This window comes from Lysobacter sp. A289 (genome assembly GCF_054072675.1).
In genome coordinates this window covers 1,197,778-1,220,209 of sequence record NZ_JBSVRN010000001.1, presented here as the reverse complement: position 1 = coordinate 1,220,209, position 22,432 = coordinate 1,197,778, and the positions used below count along the sequence as shown (strand labels likewise).

Annotated in this window: 22 protein-coding genes and 1 tRNA gene; 21 read left to right on the top strand and 2 right to left on the bottom strand. The window is 65.1% G+C overall.

Going from position 1 to position 22,432, the window contains the following annotated elements:
* Positions 1–5: 5 nt before the first annotated feature.
* Both asd and ACW5DN_RS05535 read right to left on the bottom strand, forming a co-directional pair.
* A complete protein-coding gene (gene asd, locus ACW5DN_RS05540; protein WP_456961739.1) occupies positions 6–866 on the bottom strand; it encodes an archaetidylserine decarboxylase in 861 nt (286 codons plus the stop codon).
* A gap of 3 nt (positions 867–869) precedes the next feature.
* A complete protein-coding gene (locus tag ACW5DN_RS05535) occupies positions 870–1,517 on the bottom strand; it encodes an SCO family protein (protein ID WP_456961738.1) in 648 nt (215 codons plus the stop codon).
* An 85-nt stretch (positions 1,518–1,602) separates the two neighbouring features.
* On the opposite strand from ACW5DN_RS05535, the gene prmB reads away from it, so the two are divergent.
* From prmB to nuoG, 21 genes are all read left to right on the top strand, one after another.
* A complete protein-coding gene (gene prmB / locus ACW5DN_RS05530; protein WP_456961737.1) occupies positions 1,603–2,565 on the top strand; it encodes a 50S ribosomal protein L3 N(5)-glutamine methyltransferase in 963 nt (320 codons plus the stop codon).
* A gap of 3 nt (positions 2,566–2,568) precedes the next feature.
* The gene (gene aroC, locus ACW5DN_RS05525) at positions 2,569–3,672 is read left to right on the top strand and encodes a chorismate synthase (RefSeq protein ID WP_456961736.1); all 1,104 of its coding nucleotides are present in this window, start codon (positions 2,569–2,571) and stop codon (positions 3,670–3,672) included.
* Positions 3,673–3,700: 28 nt separating this feature from the next.
* Positions 3,701–4,729: an aspartate-semialdehyde dehydrogenase gene (locus ACW5DN_RS05520; RefSeq protein WP_456961735.1), complete on the top strand. Its 1,029-nt coding sequence runs from the start codon at positions 3,701–3,703 to the stop codon at positions 4,727–4,729.
* 66 nt (positions 4,730–4,795) lie between these two features.
* Positions 4,796–6,589, top strand: coding sequence for a type IV pilus assembly protein FimV (locus ACW5DN_RS05515; RefSeq protein ID WP_456961734.1), 1,794 nt, complete (start codon positions 4,796–4,798; stop codon positions 6,587–6,589).
* 23 nt (positions 6,590–6,612) lie between these two features.
* The gene (gene truA / locus ACW5DN_RS05510; protein ID WP_456961733.1) at positions 6,613–7,407 is read left to right on the top strand and encodes a tRNA pseudouridine(38-40) synthase TruA; all 795 of its coding nucleotides are present in this window, start codon (positions 6,613–6,615) and stop codon (positions 7,405–7,407) included.
* A gap of 10 nt (positions 7,408–7,417) precedes the next feature.
* Positions 7,418–8,077, top strand: coding sequence for a phosphoribosylanthranilate isomerase (locus ACW5DN_RS05505; RefSeq protein WP_456961732.1), 660 nt, complete (start codon positions 7,418–7,420; stop codon positions 8,075–8,077).
* An 83-nt stretch (positions 8,078–8,160) separates the two neighbouring features.
* Positions 8,161–9,447, top strand: coding sequence for a tryptophan synthase subunit beta (trpB, locus tag ACW5DN_RS05500; protein ID WP_456961731.1), 1,287 nt, complete (start codon positions 8,161–8,163; stop codon positions 9,445–9,447).
* Positions 9,444–10,256 (top strand): tryptophan synthase subunit alpha, encoded by an 813-nt coding sequence (gene trpA / locus ACW5DN_RS05495; protein WP_456961730.1) that lies wholly within the window; start codon positions 9,444–9,446, stop codon positions 10,254–10,256. The genes trpB and trpA overlap by 4 nt, the downstream gene beginning before the upstream one ends.
* Before the next feature lie 77 nt (positions 10,257–10,333).
* A complete protein-coding gene (gene accD / locus ACW5DN_RS05490) occupies positions 10,334–11,224 on the top strand; it encodes an acetyl-CoA carboxylase, carboxyltransferase subunit beta (RefSeq protein WP_456961729.1) in 891 nt (296 codons plus the stop codon).
* Positions 11,225–11,266: 42 nt separating this feature from the next.
* On the top strand, positions 11,267–12,649 hold the full coding sequence (gene glmM / locus ACW5DN_RS05485; RefSeq protein ID WP_456962968.1) for a phosphoglucosamine mutase: 1,383 nt from the start codon (positions 11,267–11,269) through the stop codon (positions 12,647–12,649).
* A 44-nt stretch (positions 12,650–12,693) separates the two neighbouring features.
* Positions 12,694–13,641: an isopenicillin N synthase family dioxygenase gene (locus ACW5DN_RS05480; protein WP_456961728.1), complete on the top strand. Its 948-nt coding sequence runs from the start codon at positions 12,694–12,696 to the stop codon at positions 13,639–13,641.
* A 106-nt stretch (positions 13,642–13,747) separates the two neighbouring features.
* A complete protein-coding gene (tpiA, locus tag ACW5DN_RS05475; RefSeq protein ID WP_456961727.1) occupies positions 13,748–14,500 on the top strand; it encodes a triose-phosphate isomerase in 753 nt (250 codons plus the stop codon).
* Between the two features lie 43 nt (positions 14,501–14,543).
* Complete coding sequence (gene secG / locus ACW5DN_RS05470) at positions 14,544–14,972, top strand: preprotein translocase subunit SecG (protein ID WP_456961726.1); 429 nt, start codon at positions 14,544–14,546, stop codon at positions 14,970–14,972.
* A gap of 131 nt (positions 14,973–15,103) precedes the next feature.
* Positions 15,104–15,188, top strand: a tRNA-Leu gene (locus ACW5DN_RS05465).
* A 90-nt stretch (positions 15,189–15,278) separates the two neighbouring features.
* On the top strand, positions 15,279–15,635 hold the full coding sequence (locus tag ACW5DN_RS05460; RefSeq protein WP_456961725.1) for an NADH-quinone oxidoreductase subunit A: 357 nt from the start codon (positions 15,279–15,281) through the stop codon (positions 15,633–15,635).
* Positions 15,626–16,204 (top strand): NuoB/complex I 20 kDa subunit family protein, encoded by a 579-nt coding sequence (locus ACW5DN_RS05455; RefSeq protein ID WP_456961724.1) that lies wholly within the window; start codon positions 15,626–15,628, stop codon positions 16,202–16,204. The genes ACW5DN_RS05460 and ACW5DN_RS05455 overlap by 10 nt, the downstream gene beginning before the upstream one ends.
* Positions 16,197–16,925, top strand: a complete 729-nt coding sequence (locus ACW5DN_RS05450; protein ID WP_456961723.1) for an NADH-quinone oxidoreductase subunit C — start codon at positions 16,197–16,199, stop codon at positions 16,923–16,925. Before ACW5DN_RS05455 ends, ACW5DN_RS05450 begins: the two co-directional genes overlap by 8 nt.
* A 98-nt stretch (positions 16,926–17,023) precedes the next feature.
* Complete coding sequence (locus tag ACW5DN_RS05445; RefSeq protein ID WP_456962967.1) at positions 17,024–18,253, top strand: NADH-quinone oxidoreductase subunit D; 1,230 nt, start codon at positions 17,024–17,026, stop codon at positions 18,251–18,253.
* A 28-nt stretch (positions 18,254–18,281) separates the two neighbouring features.
* The gene (nuoE, locus tag ACW5DN_RS05440) at positions 18,282–18,809 is read left to right on the top strand and encodes an NADH-quinone oxidoreductase subunit NuoE (RefSeq protein WP_456961722.1); all 528 of its coding nucleotides are present in this window, start codon (positions 18,282–18,284) and stop codon (positions 18,807–18,809) included.
* A gap of 8 nt (positions 18,810–18,817) precedes the next feature.
* Complete coding sequence (gene nuoF / locus ACW5DN_RS05435; protein WP_456961721.1) at positions 18,818–20,173, top strand: NADH-quinone oxidoreductase subunit NuoF; 1,356 nt, start codon at positions 18,818–18,820, stop codon at positions 20,171–20,173.
* On the top strand, positions 20,170–22,431 hold the full coding sequence (nuoG, locus tag ACW5DN_RS05430) for an NADH-quinone oxidoreductase subunit NuoG (RefSeq protein ID WP_456961720.1): 2,262 nt from the start codon (positions 20,170–20,172) through the stop codon (positions 22,429–22,431). Before nuoF ends, nuoG begins: the two co-directional genes overlap by 4 nt.
* Position 22,432: the final 1 nt, after the last annotated feature.

Genomic DNA, 22,432 nt, shown 5'->3' with positions numbered 1-22,432 from the left:
GAAACTCAGCCGCGCAGGGTTGCCAGCCGCTGGCCAAGCCGTACCGGGGATTCCGCCGACAGGCCCGGCGCCAGTTCGGCGACCCCCGTTGGCAGCAGCACGATCACCGTTGAGCCATAGTTGAACCGGGCCATCTCCTCGAAGCGCGCCACGGTGATGTTCTCGCCGCGGTAGTCCTTGTGCTTGATGGCGCGGCCATAGGCCGGGATCTCCTCGCCGCTCCACACGGTCTCGACCCCCGACACCAGCATCGCGCCGACCATCACCATGGCCATCGGGCCGAAGTCGGTGTCGAAATGGCAGGCCAGCCGCTCATTGCGGGCGAACAGGCGCGGTACGTGTTGCACTGCGGCCGGACCGACGCTGAACAACCTTCCCGGCACGTGCACGGTCTCGCGCAGCCGGCCGCTCCATGGCATGTGCACGCGGTGGTAGTCCTTCGGCGACAGGTACACGGTCGCAAACAGGCCGCCGTCGTATGCCCGCGCCGCTTGCTCGTCACCCAGCAGTTCCGCGGCAGTGAATGACTGGCCCTTGGCCTGGAAGATCCTGCCGGCATCCTCACCCGCGCTGCCGATTTGCCCGCATTGGCTGATGCGCCCGTCCGCCGGCATCAGCAACGCACGCGGATCGGGATTGGGCAGTCGGGCCTCCGGCTTCAGGGCGCGGGTAAAGAATGCATTGAAGGTCGGATAGGCACTCGGATCCGACTGCAGCGCCTCGTCTAGATTGACCCCGAACTTGCGGGTCACCGTGTCGATCAGCCATTGCTTGGTGCGTGGATGGTCGGAGTAGGCGATCCGTCGCGCCAGCCCGGACAGCAGGCGATGCGGCAGCAGGTGGGTGATGCGGGTGGCCAGGCTCATCGCTCAGGGTGCCGCGGCGCTGGTGAGCGCGGCCATGTCGGCGGCGATCGCATTGGGTTCGAAGGGTGGTTGCAGTACACCGGCCATGCGTCCCTGGGGATCCAGCACCGCCATCGTGGCGCTGTGATCGACCGAGTATTGATTGGCGGGCGCGCCATCTTCCGGCGCCACCTTGACGAACACCAGGCTCAACGAGCGGGCGAAGTTCTCCAGCGCCGGGATGTCCGCGGTGGCGGCAAGCGTGTCGCGGTGGAAGGCATTGGCGTACTCACCAATCCGGTCAGGGGTATCGCGCTCGGGATCGACCGAGATAAACAGCACCCGCGGGCGGATCGCGTCGGGGATCGACTCCCATTGCTGCTGCGCCTGCGCCATCTGGGTCAGGGTCAACGGACACACGTCCGGGCAGTGGGTGAAACCCAGGAATACCAGGGTCCAGTGGCCCTTCAGTTCGCCGGGCACCAACTGGGTGCCGTCGGACTGGCGCAGGCTGAAGTCGGGCAGGTTGCGTGGCGGATCGAACAGGCTCACCGCCCGGGTCTCCGGCCAGGACGGAGAACCCGACTGGCTGAAATAGCTTTGCGAGGCCCACAAGCCCAGCCCCATGGCGACTGCGATGACGAGGATGATGATGGTGTTGCGGTTGAACATGGTTGACCGTCTTGAGGCGAAGGCAACGCCCATGATAGCGGGCCGCAGCGGCTATAATTGCCGCCCATCCGTCGAACCCCTCGCCATGACCGTCGAACGCGCCGATTTCGGCTCCGCCTGCTTCGAGCAAGTCTCGATCATCGACCTGATCCGTTTTGGCGGTAGCCGCTTCGGCCACGCCGACCTCGCGTTCGGCCACAGCTACGACAACGCACTGGATGAGGCGACCCAACTGGTACTGCATGTCCTGCGGATGCCGCACGACCTGAGCCCGGTGTATGGCGCCTCGCGGGTGACCAGCGACGAGAAGCGCGAGGTGCTGGCGCTGTTCGAGCGTCGCGTCAACGAGCGTATCCCGGCGGCCTACCTGACCGGTGAGGCGTGGTTTGCCGGGCTGAGTTTCAAGAGCGATCCGCGCGCGCTGGTGCCGCGTTCGCCAATTGCCGAACTGATCGAAGCCAGCTACGAGCCCTGGTTGGGCGGGCGCGAGATCAACCGCGTGCTCGATCTGTGCACCGGCTCGGGCTGCATCGCCATTGCGACCGCCCACTACCATCCGCAGTGGCACGTCGACGGGGTCGACATCGACGACGACGCGCTGGCGCTGGCGACCGAGAACAAGGCGCGCCTGCTGGCCGACAATGTCACCTTGCGCAAGTCGGACCTGTTCCGTGACCTGGACGGCGAGGTCTATGACCTGATCGTGACCAACCCGCCCTACGTGACCAACGACGAGACCGACGCGCTGCCGGCCGAGTACGTCCACGAGCCCGAGCTGGGCCTGCGGGCCGGCGACGATGGCCTGGACCTCGTACTAGAAATCCTGTGCGATGCGCCCAGGCACCTCTCCGAGGCTGGCCTGCTGGTGTGCGAGGTGGGAGAAGCTGAGCGTGCGCTGGTGGCGCTGTTGCCGGAATTGCCGCTGGCATGGGTCGAGTTCAAGGTGGGCCAGATGGGCATCTTCGTGGCCGAGCGCGCGGACCTGCTCGCCCACCATGCGAGGATCAAGGCCTTGGCCGATGTCCGGCGTCGGGTCAGCGCGGAGTAGCCATTGGCCAGCAACACCTTCGGGAAGTTATTTGCGGTCACCACCTTCGGCGAAAGCCACGGGCCGGCGATCGGCTGCGTGATCGATGGCTGTCCCCCGGGCATGGCGATTGCCGCGGACGACTTCCGCCACGACCTGGCCCGTCGCGCCACCGGCAAGAGCCGGCATACGTCCGGCCGGCATGAAGCCGATGAGGTCGAGATCCTCTCGGGCGTGCATGAAGGCGTCACCACCGGGACCCCGATCGCGCTGTTGATCCGCAACACCGATGCGCGCAGCAAGGATTACGCGAAGATCGCCGAGCAGTTCCGCCCCGGTCACGCCGACTACACCTACTGGCAGAAATACGGCATCCGCGACCCGCGCGGTGGCGGTCGCTCGTCCGCGCGCGAGACCACGATGCGGGTCGCCGCCGGGGTGATCGCGAAGAAGTGGCTGGCTGATCGATATGGCGTGCGGGTGCAGGGATTCCTGTCGCAGATCGGCGATATCACGCCCGGCGCCATTGACTTTTCGGTGGTCGAAGACAACCCGTTCTTCTGGCCGGATGCCGCGCAGGTGCTGGCGCTGGAGACGTACATGGACGCGCTGCGCAAGTCCGGTGATTCGGTCGGTGCGCGGATAGACGTCATCGCCGACGGGTTGCCGCCGGGGTGGGGCGAGCCGATCTACGGCAAGCTCGATGGCGAGTTGGCTGGCGCGTTGATGGGCATCAACGCGGTCAAGGGCGTGGAGATTGGCGACGGTTTCGCTTGTGTCGGGCAGAAGGGCAGCCAGCATCGCGACGCCATCCGCCAGTCCGGGTTCGAATCCAACCACGCGGGCGGGATCCTGGGCGGCATCAGTACCGGCCAGCGGTTGCGTTGCTCGGTCGCGTTCAAGCCCACTTCCAGCCTGCGCCTGCCGGTGGACAGCGTGGACGTGCACGGCAACCCGGTGGAGGTGGTCACCACCGGCCGCCACGACCCTTGCGTCGGTATCCGTGCCACGCCGATCTGCGAGGCGATGGTCGCGCTGGTGCTGATCGACCAGGCGCTGCGCCACCGTGCGCAGTGCGGCGATGTCGGCGACGTTTCACCGCGTATCCCGGGCGCCCCGTCCGAATGATGTTCCTCCCTACTTCCCAGGTAATTCGATGAGCAAGACCGTGAACGTAGCTGTCGTTGGCGCCACAGGCGCTGTCGGCACCGCGATGCTGAAGATCCTTGCCGAGCGTCAGTTCCCGGTCGGTCAGCTGCATGTATTGGCCAGTGAGCGCTCCGCCGGCGAGAAGCTCGAGTACGGCGCCCGGCAACTGGTCGTGCAGGACCTGGCCACGTTCGATCCGGCCGGGGTGGATATTGCCTTGTTCTCCGCCGGCGCCGAGGTGTCGAAGCTCCATGCGCCGAAATTCGTTGCTGCCGGCGCGGTGGTGATCGACAACTCATCGGCATTCCGCCAGGACGACGACGTGCCGCTGGTGGTGTTCGAGGTGAATCCGCAGGCCGCGCGCAGCCGGCCACGCGGGATCATCGCCAACCCGAACTGCTCGACCATGCAGATGCTGGTGGCCCTGGCGCCGATCCACCGCGCCGTGGGCATCGAGCGCATCAACGTGGCTACCTACCAGTCGGTGTCGGGCACCGGTCAACATGCACTGGAAGAGTTGGGCCGGCAAACCGCCGGGATGCTCAATTTTCGCGAGGTCGAGGCGAAGGTCTACCCGGTGCAGATCGCGTTCAACGTGATTCCCCAGGGCGGTGAGTTCACTGACAACGGCTACACCACCGAAGAGATGAAGCTGGTCTGGGAAACCCGCAAGATCCTCGCCGATGACTCGATCGGGGTGAACGCGACCGTGGCCCGGGTGCCGGTGTTCTTCGGCCACTCCGAGGCGTTGCATATCGAGACCGGTTCGAAGCTGACGGCGGCAGATGCGCGCAAGCTGCTGCAGGACGCACCCGGGATAGAAGTAGTCGACGAGCCGGTGGATGGCGGTTACCCGACGGCGGTGACCCACGCCTCCGGCACCGATCCGGTGTATGTCGGTCGCATCCGCGAGGACATCTCCCATCCGCGCGGGCTGTCGCTGTGGGTGGTCGCGGACAATATCCGCAAGGGTGCGGCGCTCAATGCGGTGCAACTGGCCGAGCTGGTCATGGCCGAGCAGGCGTCGGGTGAATAGGAGGTTGCATTGCCGCCAGTGCGTGCGGCCGTTAGAGTCGCGATCAACGGTTAGTCGGGGGTGACGGTGAAGCGATTCATGCGCGTGGTGCTGGTAATGATGCTGGCGCTGGCCAGCAGCTCGGTGGCTGCGCTGGGTCTGGGCCAGATCGAGGTGAAGTCCAAGCTGGGCGAGCCATTGCTGGCCGAGATTTCAATTATCTCCAACGATCCCGGCGAGCTGGAACAGTTGCGGGTCGGGTTGGCGTCGCCGGAAACGTTCGCCCGCGTGGGGCTCAGCCCGCCCGAAGGGGTGGTGGCGGGACTCCAGTTCGTGTCTGCGCTGGACGCTGCCGGCAACCCGGTGATCCGGGTGACCAGTTCCCAGCCGATCACCGAATCGCTGCTGACTTTCCTGGTCGAGGTCGATTGGGGCCAGGGTCGGATGGTTCGTGAGTACTCGACGCTGCTGGACGCGCCGCGCACCGTGTCGGCACCGTTGCAGCCACAGGTCGATGCACCGGTGGTGACGCCTTCCAACACGATCTTGCGTCCGCCCGAATCCGCGGCGCAGGGCGAGGCTCCGGATGCCGGTGCGAATGCCACGGCCGCGGAGCCGGCAGAGCCGGCCAATGCGATCGCACCGACGCCCACGTCCGTGGCGACCACGACGGCCGTGCCCGCTGCGCCTGCCACCAGGCGCAACCCCGCCGAGGTCCAGGCCGGAGACACGTTGTCGGAGATCGCACAGCAGCTGGATCTTGGCGGCAATCTCAACCAGGCCATGATCGCGTTGTTGCGGTCCAATCCGGAGGCGTTCATCGGCGGCAACATCAACCTGCTCAAACAAGGCGTGGTACTGCGGATCCCCGATGCCGCCGAGGTGTTGGACATCGACGCTGCCCAGGCGATGGCGAAGGTCCGCGAACAGACCCGGGCCTGGCGTATGGCCAGCCAGCCGGTGCCACAACCGACCCTGGTCGACGGTGAAGGCGAACCCAACCCGGCCTCCACCGCAGAGGCAACGACGACGTCGGCCGCAGCCAGCGGTGCGCGGCTGCAAATCGTTCCGCCGGGCGCCAGCGACGCGACCCGGACGGGGCCACAATCGGGCATCAGTGCCGGAGGCGAAGGCGACATGGTGCGACAACAACTGCAACAGACAACCGAGACGCTGGCCGCACGCGATGCGCAGCTGGCAGACATGGAGAGCCGGATCGCTGAACTCGAACAACTCCAGCTCGACCAGCAGAAATTGCTGACCATGAAGGACAGCGAGTTGACCGCGGTGCAGCAGCAACTTGCACAGGCCCAGGCGGCCGAGGCTGGCGGCGCGGTTTCCGGGCTGCCCTGGATCCTGGCCGGCATTGGGTTGCTGGTGCTGGTGTTGCTGGGCGTCTGGTGGTCGCGTCGGCGTGCCGTCGCGGTACCGAAGTTCCGTGTGCCTTCGACCACGGCCCAGGCGCCATCGACTTTGGCCAGCGGTTTCCCCGATGGCCGGAGTCCATCCCGATCCGATAGTGCGCCGGATGAGCCGAAACCGCTGAACGACAATGCGGCCGCCGGTTCCGAGCCGTCGCCGTCGAAGGTGCCGGTGGGTTCAAGTGACTCGTCGTTGATGGCCGGGGCCGCTGCAGTGCCGGTCTGGCATGCGGGATCCGACGATCAAAAGCTGAATCGTCCTTCGTCCGCGCCCGCTACCGACACGGATTTCGACGTCGACGCGCCCGGGTTGGAACGACTGGAGCTGGCTCGTGCCTACCTTGAGCTGGGTGACCGCGACAGCGCCCGCCAACTGCTGGACGAACTGGTGCTCAGCGGGGACGTGGCTACCAGCCAGCAGGCGGAGCAACTGCTGCGCGAGACCGGCCAGGAGCGGTGATTCCGGAGCCGTTACCGACCTCGTTGCAACGTTGGGCGCTGGGTGTCGAGTACGACGGTGGCGGGTTTTCCGGCTGGCAGCGGTTGAACAAGCCCGGCAAGCCCGAGCGACGTAGCGAGCCAACCATCCAGGCCGCGCTGGAGAAGGCCTTGTCGTTTGTTGCCGACGTGCCGATCACGGCGGTCTGCGCGGGCCGGACTGACGCCGGAGTGCACGCGTCCGCCCAAGTGGTTCACTTTGATGGTCCCGCGGAGCGCGAACCCCGTAGCTGGGTACTGGGCACCAGCAGCCGGCTCCCGCCCTCGGTCTGCGTACGGTGGTGCGTGCCGGTTCCATTTGAGTTCCATGCCCGCTACTGTGCACGCGCCCGGCGCTACCAATACCGGATACTCAACCGCCCGATGCGACCGGCCCTGCATCGCCAATACCTGAGTTGGGAGCGCCTGCCGCTGGACGCTGAGGCGATGCATGAGGCGGCCCAGGCGCTGCGGGGTATGCATGATTTTTCTGCGTTCCGGACCGTGCACTGCCAGGCCCCGCATCCGCGACGTGACTTGCAGGACATCAGCGTCACCCGACACGACGACATCGTGACGATCGAGGTGCAGGCGAATGGATTTTTGCACCATATGGTCCGCAATATCGTCGGCAGCCTGTTGCCGGTAGGCCGTGGCGAGCGGCCTGGAGAATGGATCGCGCAGCTGCTGGCCGGCCGCGATCGTGCGCTGGCCGGCCCGACGGCCCCGTCCGCCGGGCTGGTGTTTCTCGGGCCGCGCTACCCTGCACAATGGTTGCTTCCTGCCGAAGTCACATTGTGAGGGCCGTATCTTGAGCCGCATCCTGTTCCGCACCCGCGTGAAGTTCTGTGGCCTGACCCGCCCTGGTGACGTGCGGTTGGCATGCGAGCTGGGTGCCGATGCGATCGGGTTCGTGTTTGCCAGCCAAAGCACGCGTCGGGTTGCGCCGCAGCAGGCGCGTGCGATGCGCCAGGCACTGGCGCCGCTGGTCGACGCGGTCGCGTTGTTCAGTGACAACCCGGCCGATGAAGTCCGCCAGGTCGTGCGCCAGGTCCGCCCGAGCCTGCTGCAATTCCATGGCAGCGAGGACGACGCCTTCTGCAGCGCCTTTGGCGTCCCGTACCTGAAGGCGATCCCGATGGGCAGTCCGATTGCGCGGGAGCATCCGGTGATGCTGCATCGTTGCTATCCCGCCGCCGCCGGATTCCTGTTCGACAGCCACGATGTTGGCGGCGCCGGTGGCAGCGGCAAGGTATTTGACTGGCGGCGGATTCCGGCCGGTGTGCAGAAGCCATTCGTACTCGCCGGCGGTTTGTCGGCCGACAACGTATTCGACGCGATCCAGGCCGCCTTGCCGTGGGGCGTGGATGTGTCCAGCGGCATCGAGAGCGCGCCGGGTGTGAAAGATGGCGACAAGATGCGACATTTCGTGGAACAGGTTCGGCGTGCCGACTGTTACCAGCCAGAGTGATACCAGCCAGACTGACCTGCGCCAGCTGGCGCGGTGGCCGATTACCCTCCCGGCGGTGACGCCGGCCCACAGACGAGCGAGAAATGCCCTTCCAATCTCCCCCAGGTCGGTTCGCTGCCAACGCGGCGATAAACCCTACCAGCCCCACCTCTTCGGCGATCCCTGACGCCGTTGATTACCACGCCTTCCCGGACGCATCCGGACATTTCGGCCGCTTCGGCGGGCGTTTCGTGGCCGAGACCCTGGTCGGCCCCTTGCAGGAGCTGGCGGCCGCCTATGACGCCGCCCGCATCGACCCGGCTTTCGTGGCCGAGTTCGAGCGCGACCTGGCCCATTATGTTGGCCGGCCCAGCCCGATCTACCACGCACAGCGGCTGAGCCGCGAGGTCGGCGGCGCACGCATCCTGCTCAAGCGCGAGGATCTGAACCACACCGGCGCGCACAAGATCAACAACACCATTGGCCAGGCCCTGCTGGCCAGCCGAATGGGCAAGACCCGGATCATCGCCGAGACCGGCGCCGGCCAGCACGGCGTTGCATCGGCCACCGTGGCGGCCCGTCTGGGGCTGGAATGCGTGGTCTACATGGGCGCGACCGACATCGAGCGGCAGAAGATCAATGTCTACCGGATGCAGTTGCTCGGCGCGACCGTGGTGCCGGTGAGCAGCGGCTCGGCGACCTTGAAGGACGCCCTCAACGAGGCCATGCGCGACTGGGTCACCAATGTCGCCGACACGTTCTACATCATCGGCACCGTGGCCGGGCCCGACCCGTACCCGCGCATGGTGCGCGACTTCAACGCGGTCGTCGGGCGCGAGGCGCGCGAGCAGATGCTGGCCGAGTACGGTCGCCTGCCGGATGTAATCACCGCCTGCGTCGGCGGCGGCAGCAACGCCATCGGGATTTTCCATGCATTCCTGAATGATCCGGGGGTGCGGATCGTCGGCGCCGAGGCGGCGGGCGAGGGCATGGACACCGGTCGCCATGCCGCGTCCCTGGCCGCGGGACGGCCGGGGGTGCTGCACGGCAACCGCACGTATCTGTTGTGCGATGACGATGGCCAGATCATCCCCACCCATTCGATCTCGGCCGGCCTGGACTACCCGGGCGTGGGCCCGGAGCATGCGTTCCTGAAGGAAACCGGGCGCGCCGACTATATTGGCGTCACCGACGACGAGGCGCTGCAGGCCTTCCACCAACTGATCCGTACCGAAGGCATCCTGCCGGCGCTGGAGTCCAGCCATGCGGTCGCCCAGGCGGTGAAGCTGGCGCGTGAACTGCCCAAGGACGCGACCGTGCTGTGCAACCTGTCCGGTCGCGGCGACAAGGACGTGCACACCATCGCGGCGCGCGAGGGGATGGTGCTATGAGCCGTATTGCAAGCCGTTTTGCCAAGTTGAAAGCCGACGCCCGCAAAGCGCTGGTGCCATTCATCACGGCCGGTGATCCGTCGCTGGAGGCGACCTTGCCGGTGATGCACGCCCTGGTGGCAGCCGGTGCTGACGTGATCGAGATCGGAGTTCCATTTTCCGACCCGATGGCGGATGGACCGACCATCCAGCACAGCTCCGAGCGTGCGCTCAGCCGCGGGGCCGGAATGGACTATGTCTTCGAGACGGTGCGGCGGTTCCGCGAAACCGATGACGAGACGCCGGTGGTGTTGATGGGCTACCTCAACCCGGTCGAGGTCCGTGGGCCCGAGCGCTACGCCGCGCAGGCGGTGAGCGCCGGCATCGACGGTGCGTTGCTGGTTGACCTGCCGCCCGAGGAAGCCGCCGAGTACCGGCTCGCGTTTGCCGCGTGCGGCCTGGACCTGATCCTGCTGGCGGCACCCACGACCTCGTCGGCACGCATGGATCAACTGTGCGAGCTGGCGACCGGGTATCTCTACTACGTCAGTTATGCCGGCGTCACCGGGGCCGACCATCTGGATTCGGGCGCGGCCAGTGAACGTCTGGGTGCCATCCGGGCACGCGGCACGGTGCCGGTAGTGGCCGGCTTCGGCATCAAGGATGCGGCCAGCGCTGCGGCAATGGCGAGCCAGGCCGACGGTGTCGTGGTCGGCAGCGCACTGGTCGCGGCGATGTCAGGGGCGGACGACCCGGCCGACGCGGCGCGGCGCGCGGGCGCCTTCCTGGCGCCGTTGCGGCAGGCTATCGATGGATCGGGTCCGGCCTGAGGGCGCGCTGCGCTAAACTCGCATGTTGGCCGGCGATCCCGGCTCCCGCCACCCGCTACAGGAAATCTCGTAAACGCATGTCCTGGCTCAAGAAATTAATGCCGTCCGGCATCCGGACCGATGCCGCTGCTGCCAAGCGTCGCAGCGTGCCCGAAGGCTTGTGGGAAAAGTGCGACCGTTGCGGCGCGGTGCTGTACCGGCCGGAACTGGAGGAGAACCTGGAGGTCTGTCCGAAGTGCAACCACCACCGGGCGATCCGTGCGCGGGTACGGCTCAAGGCCTTGTTCGACCCTGACAGCACCAGCGAGATCGCCGCCGAGCTTGCGCCGGTCGATGTGCTCAAGTTCAGGGATCAAAAGAGGTACTCGGACAGGCTCAAGGCCGCACACAAGTCCACCGGTGAGCGCGACGCGCTGGTGGCCTTGCGCGGCACGCTCAAACAGCGCCCGCTGGTCGCCTGCGCGATGGACTTCGCCTTTATGGGCGGCTCGATGGGCTCGGTCGGCGGTGAGCGCTTCGCCCGCGCCGCCGAGCAGGCGCTGGCCGATGGCTCGCCCTTGGTGTGTTTTTCCTCCAGTGGCGGCATGCGCATGCAGGAAGGCCTGTTCTCGTTGATGCAGATGGCCAAGACCTCCGCGGCGCTGGGGCGCTTGCGTGAAGCCGGGCTGCCCTACATTTCGGTGATGACCAATCCCAGCTTCGGCGGCGTGTCGGCGTCGTTCGCGATGCTTGGCGACATCAACATGGCCGAGCCGGAGGCGTTGATCGGTTTCGCCGGCCCGCGCGTGATCGAGCAAACCGTGCGCGAGACGCTGCCTGAGGGCTTCCAGCGCGCCGAGTTCCTGCTTGAGCACGGTGCGATCGACCAGATCTGCGACCGTCGCGAGATGCGCGACCGGCTTGCCGACTTGTTGGCGATGATGATGAAACAACCCCAGCCGCAGGACGATGCCGAAGTCGTGGCATGACGTCACGTGGCATGACGTCGCGTGGCATGACGTGAGTGAAATCTGATGAGTCGTAAATATTTTGGTACCGACGGCATCCGTGGCCGGGTCGGCGAGGGCGCTATTTCCGCCGACTTCGTGCTGCGGCTGGGCAACGCTTACGGCTTTGCGCTCAAGCGCGCGGCGCAGGGCGAGCGCGCGTGGCGCAAGCCGGTGGTGATCATCGGCAAGGACACCCGGATCTCGAACTACATGTTCGAGGCCGCGCTGGAGGCGGGTCTGGTCGCGGCCGGCGTCGATGTGCAGTTGATGGGGCCGATGCCGACCCCGGCGGTCGCCCATCTGACCCGCTCGATGCGCGCTGACGGCGGGATCGTGATCTCCGCGTCGCACAACCCGCATTTTGACAATGGCATCAAGTTTTTCTCCGCACATGGCGAGAAGCTGGACGACGCTACCGAGTTGGCGATTGAGGCATCGCTGGAGGAGCCTTTCAGTACCGTTCCCTCGGAGGAACTGGGCAAGACCGAGCGCACCCGCGACGCGATCGGTCGTTACGTGGAGGCCTGCAAGAACTCCGTGCCCAGGGGTTTCGACCTGGGCGGCATGCGCATCGTGCTGGATTGTGCCAACGGTGCGACCTACCAGCTGGCCCCGTTGGTGTTGCGTGAGCTGGGCGCCCAGGTTGACGCAATCGGGGTCGAGCCCAACGGCCTGAATATCAATGACGGGGTCGGTTCGACCCACCCGCAGGCGCTGGCCCGACGGGTGCGCGAGACCGGCGCGGTGCTGGGCATTGCGTTTGATGGTGACGGTGACCGGGTGATGTTCGTCGACCGCCAGGGCGAGGTTTGCGATGGTGACGACCTGCTCTACGTGCTGGCCAATGACTGGCGCCAGAGCGGTCGCCTGCGCGGTCCGGTGGTCGGTACGGTGATGACCAATTACGGACTGGAGCGCGCGTTCGAGAGTGAAGGGATTGGTTTTGTCCGGGCCAAGGTGGGCGACCGTCACGTACACCAGCAGCTGGTCGCGCATGGCGGGGTGCTGGGCGGGGAAGCTTCGGGCCACCTGCTGTGCCTGGACCAGAGCGGCACCGGCGATGGCATCGTCAGCGCGTTGCAGGTGCTGGAGGTGCTGCATCGTCGTGGTGTCGAGCTGGCCGAAGCGTTGGCCGGGCTGGAAAAGGTGCCCCAGCGGACCGTCAATGTCCGCTTCAGCAATGGCACCCGTCCTGCCGAGGCGGCATCGGTGCAGGCGGCATTGGCCGACGCGCAACTGGCGGTAAAAGGGCGCGGACGTGCATTCCTGCGGCCCTCGGGCACCGAGCCGGTGGTTCGGGTCACCGTCGAGGCCGATGGCGCCGAACTCGTGCAATCCACGCTCGACCGCCTGGCCGAGGCCGTGCGCCAGGCCGCGAAGCAGGGCAGCCCCCAGGAAAAGTAATTCGCGCTGCGTTCCACACAGCGCTTCATTGCAATGGACAGGACATGAGCCAGACCCGCATTCCCGTTTTTGACATCCGACGCTTTGATGATCCGGCGCAACGTGACGGATTCGTCGCGCAGCTCGGCGATGCCTACCGCGAATGGGGTTTCGCCGGGATTCGCGGCCATGGCATCCCGGCTGACCGGATCGCCGAAAGCTACGACGTGTTCCAGCGCCTGTTTGCGCTGCCCGACGACGTCAAACGCGGGTACCACGTCGCGGGCGGCGGCGGCGCGCGTGGCTACACGCCGTTCGGAGTCGAGACCGCGAAGGGTGCCGTCCATCATGACCTGAAGGAGTTCTGGCATATCGGTCGCGAGATCCCGCGCGACTCCAGGCACGCAGGCGTCATGCCGCCCAATATCTGGCCGTCGGAGATTCCCGAGCTGCATCGGATCGCCTATGGCCTGTATCAGTCGCTTGACGGGTTGGGCGCGAAGGTGCTCAGCGCGTTGGCGTTGCATATCGACCTTCCGGCGGATTGGTTCGACGACAAGATCGACTCCGGCAATTCGATCCTGCGGCCGATCCATTACCCGCCGATCACCTCCGCCCAGGTGCCCAACGTGCGCGCGGGTGCGCACGAAGACATCAACCTGATCACGTTGCTGGTGGGCGCCAGCGCCGCAGGCCTGGAGGTGCTCTCGCGCGGCGGGCAGTGGGTGCCATTCACCGCGGAGGCCGACACCATCGTGGTCAACATTGGCGACATGCTGCAGCGTTTGACCAACCACGTGTATCCCTCGACCACACATCGGGTGGTGAACCCCATGGGGGAGGCGGCGCGCCAGCCACGCTACTCGGTTCCATTCTTCCTGCACCCGAATCCCGACTTCCTGATCGACGTGTTGCCCGGCACGATCACCGCCGACAACCCCAGCCGTTATCCCGAGCCGATCAGCGCGCAGGATTACCTGGACCAGCGTTTGCGTGAAATCAATTTGAAGTAGTCCCGTCGCTGGCTAGTCCCGCAACCGGCGCAGTGGGTACTGGGGTAGAATCGCGGTCTTCAAAATCGCGGTTTTTACAATCGCGGCTTTCAACATCGGAGTTGGCATGGCTCGTCGCAAGATCGTCGCAGGGAACTGGAAGCTGCACGGTGATCGTCATTTCGCCGCGGAATTGCTGGATGCCATCAGCGCTGCGAGCGTTTCGTCCGGGGTCGAGCGGATCATCCTGCCACCCATGCCCTATCTGGGTGAACTGGTGGCGCGCTATGCAAGCCGCGGACTGGCGTTTGGCGCCCAGGACGTCAGTCGCAACCAGAAAGGCGCCTACACCGGTGAGGTTTCCGCGGCAATGTTGGTCGATATCGGCGCGCGCTATGGCCTGGTGGGTCATTCGGAACGTCGCCAGTACCACAATGAAACCAGCGAACTGGTCGCCGAGAAGTTCCTTGCGGCCAAGGCTGCCGGGCTTGCCCCGATCCTCTGCATCGGCGAGAGCCTGAGCGAGCGGGAGGACGGGCAGACCGAGTGGCGGCTGCAAGAACAGCTGGCTCCGTTGCTCAAGGACGGAGCCGGTGCGTTCGATGGCGCGATCGTGGCCTACGAGCCGGTATGGGCCATTGGTACCGGCAAGACCGCGACTCCGGAGCAGGTGCAGGCGGTTCATGCATTCATCCGTAGCGAAGTCGCTGCCCACGATGCTAGAATCGCTGACTCGCTGCCGATCCTGTACGGCGGTAGCGTGAAGGCCGACAATGCCGCCGCACTGTTTTCACAAGCGGACGTCGATGGCGGCCTTATTGGCGGCGCCGCACTGGCAGCTGCCGACTTCAACGCCATCGCGGCTGCGTTGGTGCCCTGACCGGTTCCGGTTCACCCCGGACGATTGACTGAAGAGCTTTCCGATGCTGTTGTTCCTCAACGTCATCTATTTGATTATCGCGATCGCCATGATCGCCATGATCCTGATGCAACGCGGCGCAGGTGCGCAAGCGGGCGCAGGGTTTGGCGGCGGTGCGTCGGCGACCGTGTTCGGCGCGCGCGGTGCATCGAGTTTCCTGTCCAAGTCGACCAAATGGCTGGCCATCACGTTTTTCTGCATCAGCATGTTCATGGCGTGGCAGGCAACCAAAGTGCTCGGCCCAACCGCGGCAACTCAGGATCTTGGCGTGATGTCGCAGGTGCCGGTTGCGCCCGCACTGCCCCAGGAGAATGCGGCCATTCCCGCAACGCCGGAGCAGGCGACACCCGTGCCCGTGCAGGCCCCGATCGATGCCGACGGCGTGCCAGCAATCCCCGCCGACGCAGAGACACCGAAACCCGTCGGCAACTGAGGCAGCGCGATACAATTGGAGCAAAGTGACGTCCGGCATGGAGCGCCGGGTGTCCGGTCATGATGACCAAAAACCGTCGTTGCCCAGTGATGGGGCGCGGAATCACGGATGAAGGAGGTTTTGGAGATTGTGCCCAGGTGGCGGAATTGGTAGACGCACTACCTTGAGGTGGTAGCGGCTTAGGTCGTGGGGGTTCGAGTCCCCCCTTGGGCACCACTCCAGTTTGCATTAGTCAACGGTACCTACGCAGTTTGGTGCCGCCGAGCCAGGTCCGCGTTCGCGCGGCGTAGCCGAGAGAGAACGGAAGTGCTGGGCGAATATCTGCCGACCCTGTTGTTCCTTATTGTCGCCACCGGTATTGGCGTGGTGCTGTTGGTCGCCGGCTACGTGCTCGGCCCCAGGCGCCCGAGTCTGGCCAAACTGTCTCCCTACGAATGCGGATTCGAAGCATTCGAAGATGCGCGCATGCAGTTCGACGTGCGCTACTACCTGATCGCGATCCAGTTCATCATCTTCGACCTGGAGATCATCTTCATCGTGCCCTGGGCAACGGTATTCCGGGATCTTGGCCTGGTCGGCCTGGTCGAGATGGCGATCTTTGTCAGCATGTTGCTGTTGAGCTTCATCTATGTATGGAAGAAGGGAGCGCTGGAATGGGAGTGAGTGAGACCATCTCGGGTCTGATGCACAATCCGGTGCCGGTAGGGCGCCTTGATGACATCCTGCTTCCCGAGGCTGACAACCCGTTGATGCAGCAGGGTTTCGTCACCACCAACCTGGATGCGCTGTGGAATTGGGCGCGAACCGGCTCGATGTGGCCGGTGTCGTTCGGCTTGGCCTGTTGCGCGGTGGAAATGATGCACGCCGGCGCGGCGCGCCTGGACCTGGACCGTTACGGCGTGATCTTCCGCCCGTCTCCGCGCCAGTCCGACGTGATGATCGTGGCCGGCACACTGGTCAACAAGATGGCCCCGGCGCTGCGCAAGGTCTACGACCAGATGCCCGACCCCAAGTGGGTGATCTCGATGGGCAGCTGCGCCAATGGCGGCGGCTATTACCACTATTCCTATTCCGTCGTGCGCGGGTGCGACCGTATCGTGCCGGTGGATATTTACGTGCCGGGTTGCCCGCCAACGGCCGAGGCGCTGGTGTACGGCATCCTGCAGTTGCAGAAGAAGATCCGTCGTGGCACCAACTTTGGTGGGGCCAAGCAGGGTGTGCGGGATGAGTGAGTCGGTTGCAGCGTATGCCGATCGCTTGCGCGAGCGTTTCGCCGATAGCTTGGTGACGGTGGCCGAGCCGCGTGGCGAGATCACCCTGGATGTCGATCCGACGCAGTGGCTGGCGGCGGCGCTGGCGTTGCGCGACGAGTTCGGTTTCGAGCAGCTGACCGATGTCAGCGGCGTCGACTACCTGAGCTACGGCAGCGATGAGTGGAATACCGAAGCCACGTTCGAGGGATTCTCGCGCGGCGTCGAAGGCAAAGGCCCGGGGCGCTTTGTCTGGGGCGAGTCGCCCAACGGTGCGGCCGACGCGCCGGATCGCCGTTTTGCCGCGGTCGCCCACCTGTTGTCCTATCAGCACAACCGACGGCTCCGCCTGCGTACCTTTGCCGCGGATGACGCGATGCCGGTCGTGGACTCGCTGACCTCGGTCTGGGCGGGCGCGAACTGGTTCGAGCGTGAGGCGTTCGATCTGTTCGGCATCATTTTCGAGGGCCACCCGGACTTACGCCGAATCCTTACCGATTACGGCTTCATCGGCCACCCGTTCCGGAAGGACTTCCCGCTGATCGGCAACGTCGAGGTCCGCTACGACGCGGAAAAGAAGCGCGTGATCTACGAACCGGTATCGATCGAGCCGCGGGTATTGGTGCCGCGTGTGATCCGCGACGACGCGCGCTACCAGACCGCTGTCGGTGAATCGGCGGCCCGTCGCGAGGTCAAGCCATGAGCACGCCTACCCACCAGATGCCGCTGGTCAACCAGACCCGACTCGACCCCAGCCCCATTTCCGGGTTGAAGGACAGCCCGGAGATCCGCAACTACACCATGAACTTCGGCCCGCAGCATCCGGCCGCCCATGGTGTACTGCGCCTGATCCTGGAAATGGACGGCGAGGTCGTGCAGCGTGTTGACCCGCATGTCGGCTTGCTGCATCGCGGTACCGAGAAACTGGCCGAATCCAAGCCGTTCAACCAGTCCATCGGTTACATGGATCGGCTCGACTACGTGTCGATGATGTGCAACGAGCACGCCTATGTGCGTGCGATCGAGACCCTGCTGGATATCGAGGTGCCGGAGCGCGCGCAGTACATCCGCACCATGTTCGATGAGATCACCCGCCTGTTGAACCATCTGATGTGGCTGGGTTCCAACGCCCTCGACCTGGGTGCGATGGCGGTGATGCTGTACGCGTTCCGCGAGCGCGAGGAGTTGATGGATTGCTACGAAGCGGTCTCCGGGGCGCGCATGCACGCGACTTACTACCGGCCCGGCGGCGTCTATCGCGACCTCCCGGGGCAGATGCCGCGCTACAAGGAGTCGCCGTGGCGCAAGGGTGCCAAGCTCAAGCGCTTCAATGACTGGCGCGATGGTTCGATGCTCGATTACCTGGAAGCGTTCTGCAACGATTTCCCGCATCGCGTGGACGAGTATGAAACCCTGCTGACCGACAACCGGATCTGGAAACAGCGCACGGTCGGAATCGGCGTGATCAGCCCGGAGCTGGCCAAGGCCTGGGGCATGACCGGGGTGATGTTGCGCGGCTCGGGTGTTGCCTGGGACCTGCGCAAGAAGCAGCCCTACGCGAAGTACGCCGAGATGGATTTTGATATCCCGTTGGGCACCGAAGGTGACTGCTACGACCGCTACCTGGTGCGTATCGCCGAGATGCGTCAATCGACCCGGATCATCCAGCAGTGCGTCAAATGGCTGCGGGTGAATCCCGGCCCGGTGATGGTCGACAACTACAAGGTGCGGCCGCCAGAACGTGAGGAAATGAAGGAGTCGATGGAAGCGTTGATCCATCACTTCAAGTTCTTCACCGAGGGTTATTGCGTGCCCGCCGGCGAGACCTACTGCGCAGTGGAGGCACCCAAGGGCGAGTTTGGCTGTTACCTGGTATCGGACGGCGCCAACAAGCCTTTCCGGGTCAAACTGCGCGCGCCTGGTTTCGCGCATCTGTCGTCAATGGACACGGTTGTTCGGGGCCATATGCTGGCCGACGCCGTGGCGATGATTGGTACCTATGACCTCGTGTTCGGCGAGGTGGATCGCTGATCGTGGCGATCGCTGAGGATTTGAAAGCATGAAAGCGACTGGAAATTTCGAGGCGTGCAAGAACGTCGACCCGATGGTTGCGTTGTCGGATGACACCCGCGCGCAGATCGATCACTGGGTGGCCAAGTTCCCGCCCGAGCGCAAGCGTTCGGCCGTGATCCAGGGGTTGTTCGCCACCCAGGAGCAGAACCACGGCTGGCTGAGCGACGAGCTGATCTGCGCGGTGGCCAAGTACCTGGGCCTGCCGCCGGTGCATGCCTACGAAGTGGCGAGTTTCTACTCGATGTTCGTGTTGCAGCCGGTGGGCCGCAATAACGTCGCTTTCTGCACCAACATCAGCTGTTGGCTCAACGGCGCCGAAGACCTGGTCGCCCACGCGGAGAACAAGCTCGGTTGCAAGCTGGGTGAATCCACTGCCGACGGCCGCGTCTTCCTCAAGCGCGAGGAAGAGTGCGTCGCTGCCTGCTGCGGCGCACCGGTGATGCTGGTCAACGGCCATTACCACGAGAAGCTCGATGCGGCGCAGGTCGACGCGCTGCTCGACGGGCTGGAGTGAGAGGGGACATGGCGCACCACGATTATTCCAAGGGCTACGGTCCGGTCGGTCCTGCTCCGCAGGAGCACAGTGTCGTTTACACGACGCTCCACTACGACACGCCGTGGTCGTATGACAACTACCTCAAGACCGGTGGTTACAGCGCCTGGCGCAAGATCCTCGACGAGAAGATCGCGCCGGCCGACGTGGTCGAGATGGTCAAGCAGTCCGGTCTGCGGGGACGCGGTGGCGCGGGCTTTCCGACCGGCCTGAAGTGGAGCTTCATGCCCAAGGGCGACGAGGTCCAGAAATACATCCTGTGCAATTCCGACGAATCCGAGCCGGGCACCTGCAAGGATCGCGACATCCTGCGTTTCAACCCGCATTCGGTGATCGAGGGCATGGCGATCGCCTGCTATGCGACCGGCTCGACGGTGGCCTACAACTACCTGCGCGGCGAGTTCCACCATGAGCCGTTCGAGCGTATCGAGCAGGCGCTGAAGGAAGCCTACGACAACGGCTGGCTGGGCAAGGACATCCTTGGCTCGGGCATCGACATCGACATCCATAATGCATTGGGTGCGGGTGCCTATATCTGTGGTGAAGAAACCGCATTGATGGAGTCGCTGGAAGGCAAGAAGGGCATGCCGCGCTTCAAACCGCCATTCCCTGCCAACTTCGGCCTGTACGGCAAGCCGACCACGATCAACAACACCGAGACCTACGCCTCGGTGCCGACCATCATCCGCAACGGTCCGGAATGGTTCCTCAACCTGGGCAAGCCGAACAATGGTGGCGCCAAGGTGTTCTCGGTGTCCGGCCACGTCGCCAAACCGGGCAACTACGAGATCCGCCTGGGCACGCCGTTCTCGGAACTGCTGGAGCTGGCCGGGGGCATTCGTCCAGGCCACAAGATCAAGGCGGTGATCCCCGGTGGATCCTCGATGCCGGTATTGCCGGGCGAGACCATGATGGGCCTGACCATGGATTACGACGCGTTGCAGAAGGCCGGCTCCGGCCTTGGCTCCGGCGCGGTGATCGTGATGGATGAGACCGCCTGCATGGTGCGCGCCTGCCAACGCATCGCGCGGTTCTACTACAAGGAAAGCTGCGGTCAATGCACGCCATGTCGCGAAGGCACCGGCTGGATGTACCGCATGATCAGCCGCGTCGTCGACATGCGCGCGACCGTGGAGGATCTCCAGGTGCTGCGCGAATCCGCCGGACAGATCGAGGGGCACACCATCTGTGCATTCGGTGAAGCCGCGGCATGGCCGGTGCAGGGCTTCCTGCGCCATTACTGGGCGGAGTTCGAGTACGCCATCGTGAACAAGCGTTTCCTGGTGGATGACCAGCGCGACGGGCGCGTGGAGAAGGTGGCATGAGCGCCGAAGCGGAAAACACCAGCGTCGCCCCAGTAGTGCCGGAAGGGCATGTCGCGATCGAGATCGATGGCGTCGCCACCACCGCGCCGAAGGGTTCGATGATCATCCAGGCCGCGGACAAGGTCGGCATTCCGATCCCGCGGTTCTGCTACCACGACAAACTGTCGATCGCGGCGAACTGCCGGATGTGCCTGGTGGACGTGGAGAAGATGGGCAAGCCCGCGCCGGCCTGCGCCACGCCGGTCATGGATGGCATGAAGGTCAGCACCCGCAGCGAAAAGGCGTTGAAATCGCAGCGCAACGTGATGGAGTTCCTGCTGATCAACCATCCGCTGGACTGCCCGATCTGCGACCAGGGTGGCGAATGCGAGTTGCAGGACCTGTCGCTCGGCTACGGCCGCTCGGTGAGTCGTTTCGCGGAACGCAAACGCGTGGTCGCCGATGAGGACATCGGGCCGCTGGTGGCGACCGAGATGACCCGCTGCATCCACTGCACGCGATGCGTCCGATTTACCGCCGAGATCGCCGGGACCTACGAGTTGGGTGGCATGTATCGAGGCGAGGACTTGCAGATCGGCACCTACGACGGCAAGCCGTTGACGACCGAGTTGTCCGGCAACGTCATCGATGTATGCCCGGTCGGCGCGCTGACCAACAAGCCATTCCAGTTCCGCGCCCGCGCCTGGGAGATGCAGGCGCGCGAGTCGCTGGGTTACCACGACGCGCTGGGCAGCAACTTGTTCCTGCACGTGCGCCGTAGCGAGGTGATGCGCGCCGTGCCGCGCGACAACGACATGGTCAACGAGTGCTGGCTGTCGGATCGCGATCGCTATTCCCATCAGGGCCTGTACGCGAGTGACCGCGCGCTGGAGCCGATGATCAAGGACGGTGGCCATTGGCGTGATGCCACGTGGGAGGAGGCGCTGGCGAAAGCCGCGACCATCCTGCGTGACAACGCGGCCGACCAGTTGGGGATGCTGGTGCACCCTGCGACCTCCAATGAGGAGGGTGCTTTGCTGGCCCGTCTTGGCGATTTGCTGGGGACGGGCAATATCGACCACCGCCTCAGTCAGCGCGACCTGTCCGACGCCGCGATCGCCGATGTCTTCCAGATGCAGGTTGCCGATGTCGAACAGGCCGATCTGGTGGTTATCGTCGGTGCCAACCTGCGGCATGAACTGCCGCTGGTGAATGCACGGGTACGCAAGGCGTGGCAGAACGGCGCCAAGGTGCATGTGGTCAATCCGGTTGATTTCGACCAGACCTTCGACCTTGCGGGCAAGCAGATCGTGGCGCCGTCCAGGTTGGCGGCAGCGCTTGCCGATACCGGGTTGCGCGATGCGGCCAAGACGGCTTCGCGCGCCGTGGTGTTTATCGGCGCGCTGGCCGAGAACAGCCCGCATGCCTCCGCGATCCGGACTGCGGCAGTTGATTTTGCGGCAGCCACGGGCGCGCGCCTGTGCCGCATTCCCCAGGGAGCCAATGCCGTCGGGCTGGCCGATCACGGCGTGTTGCCCACCGCGCGCGACGCCGGCGCCATGCTGCGCGAGCCGCGTACCGCCTACCTGCTGTACGGGGTTGAGCCGGGCCTGGATTTTGCCGATACCGCCGCCGCCTTGAAGGCGTTGGGCAGCGCGCAGGTCGTCGCGTTCAGTCACTTTGCGTGCGAGTCGACCCGTGCGGTCGCCGACGTGATCCTGCCGATCGGTCTATTGCCCGAAATCGACGCCACCCTGACCAACGTCGATGGCCGCGAACAAGCGGCGGTAGCTGCTGGGAAGCTCCCGGGCCAGGCGCGTGCCGGCTGGCGCGTGTTGCGTGCCCTGGGCGGTCAACTTGGCGGGCAGACCGCGGTGCAAGGGTTTGAATTCACCGATCTGGCGGGTCTGCGCGCGAGCCTGGTCAAACGCGAGGTCAAGCCGGTCGCCGGCCAGAGCGTGTCCGTCGATGCTTCCGGTGAGGGTCTGGAGATTGCCACCAGTGTGGCGATCTATCGTTGCGATGCTGTGGTGCGCCGCGCTTCCGCGCTGCAGGCCCATCCGCTCAACGTGGGTCCGCGAGCGATGATCCATCCTTCCGACGCCGGGCAACTGGGACTGGAAGATGGTGCCACCGGCAAGTTCGATACCACTGCCGGCATTGCGAGTTTGCCTGTTCTGGTAAGCGACCAGGTCGCCGCCGGCACGGTGTGGATTGAGAGCGGCTACGGCGCCACCGCACCCATGGGCGCCGGGCGCGTCAAGGTACGGGGAGCGTGAG

Coding starts and splice junctions, on each gene's coding strand:
- trpA (WP_456961730.1), top strand. CDS start 9,444: ATGAGCCGTATTGCAAGCCGTTTTGCCAAGTTGAAAGCCGACGCCCGC.
- ACW5DN_RS05455 (WP_456961724.1), top strand. CDS start 15,626: ATGGGAGTGAGTGAGACCATCTCGGGTCTGATGCACAATCCGGTGCCG.
- prmB (WP_456961737.1), top strand. CDS start 1,603: ATGACCGTCGAACGCGCCGATTTCGGCTCCGCCTGCTTCGAGCAAGTC.
- ACW5DN_RS05535 (WP_456961738.1), bottom strand. CDS start 1,517: ATGTTCAACCGCAACACCATCATCATCCTCGTCATCGCAGTCGCCATG.
- nuoF (WP_456961721.1), top strand. CDS start 18,818: ATGGCGCACCACGATTATTCCAAGGGCTACGGTCCGGTCGGTCCTGCT.
- nuoG (WP_456961720.1), top strand. CDS start 20,170: ATGAGCGCCGAAGCGGAAAACACCAGCGTCGCCCCAGTAGTGCCGGAA.
- ACW5DN_RS05520 (WP_456961735.1), top strand. CDS start 3,701: ATGAGCAAGACCGTGAACGTAGCTGTCGTTGGCGCCACAGGCGCTGTC.
- trpB (WP_456961731.1), top strand. CDS start 8,161: ATGCCCTTCCAATCTCCCCCAGGTCGGTTCGCTGCCAACGCGGCGATA.
- nuoE (WP_456961722.1), top strand. CDS start 18,282: ATGAAAGCGACTGGAAATTTCGAGGCGTGCAAGAACGTCGACCCGATG.
- ACW5DN_RS05450 (WP_456961723.1), top strand. CDS start 16,197: ATGAGTGAGTCGGTTGCAGCGTATGCCGATCGCTTGCGCGAGCGTTTC.
- ACW5DN_RS05480 (WP_456961728.1), top strand. CDS start 12,694: ATGAGCCAGACCCGCATTCCCGTTTTTGACATCCGACGCTTTGATGAT.
- ACW5DN_RS05445 (WP_456962967.1), top strand. CDS start 17,024: ATGAACTTCGGCCCGCAGCATCCGGCCGCCCATGGTGTACTGCGCCTG.
- accD (WP_456961729.1), top strand. CDS start 10,334: ATGTCCTGGCTCAAGAAATTAATGCCGTCCGGCATCCGGACCGATGCC.
- tpiA (WP_456961727.1), top strand. CDS start 13,748: ATGGCTCGTCGCAAGATCGTCGCAGGGAACTGGAAGCTGCACGGTGAT.
- secG (WP_456961726.1), top strand. CDS start 14,544: ATGCTGTTGTTCCTCAACGTCATCTATTTGATTATCGCGATCGCCATG.
- asd (WP_456961739.1), bottom strand. CDS start 866: ATGAGCCTGGCCACCCGCATCACCCACCTGCTGCCGCATCGCCTGCTG.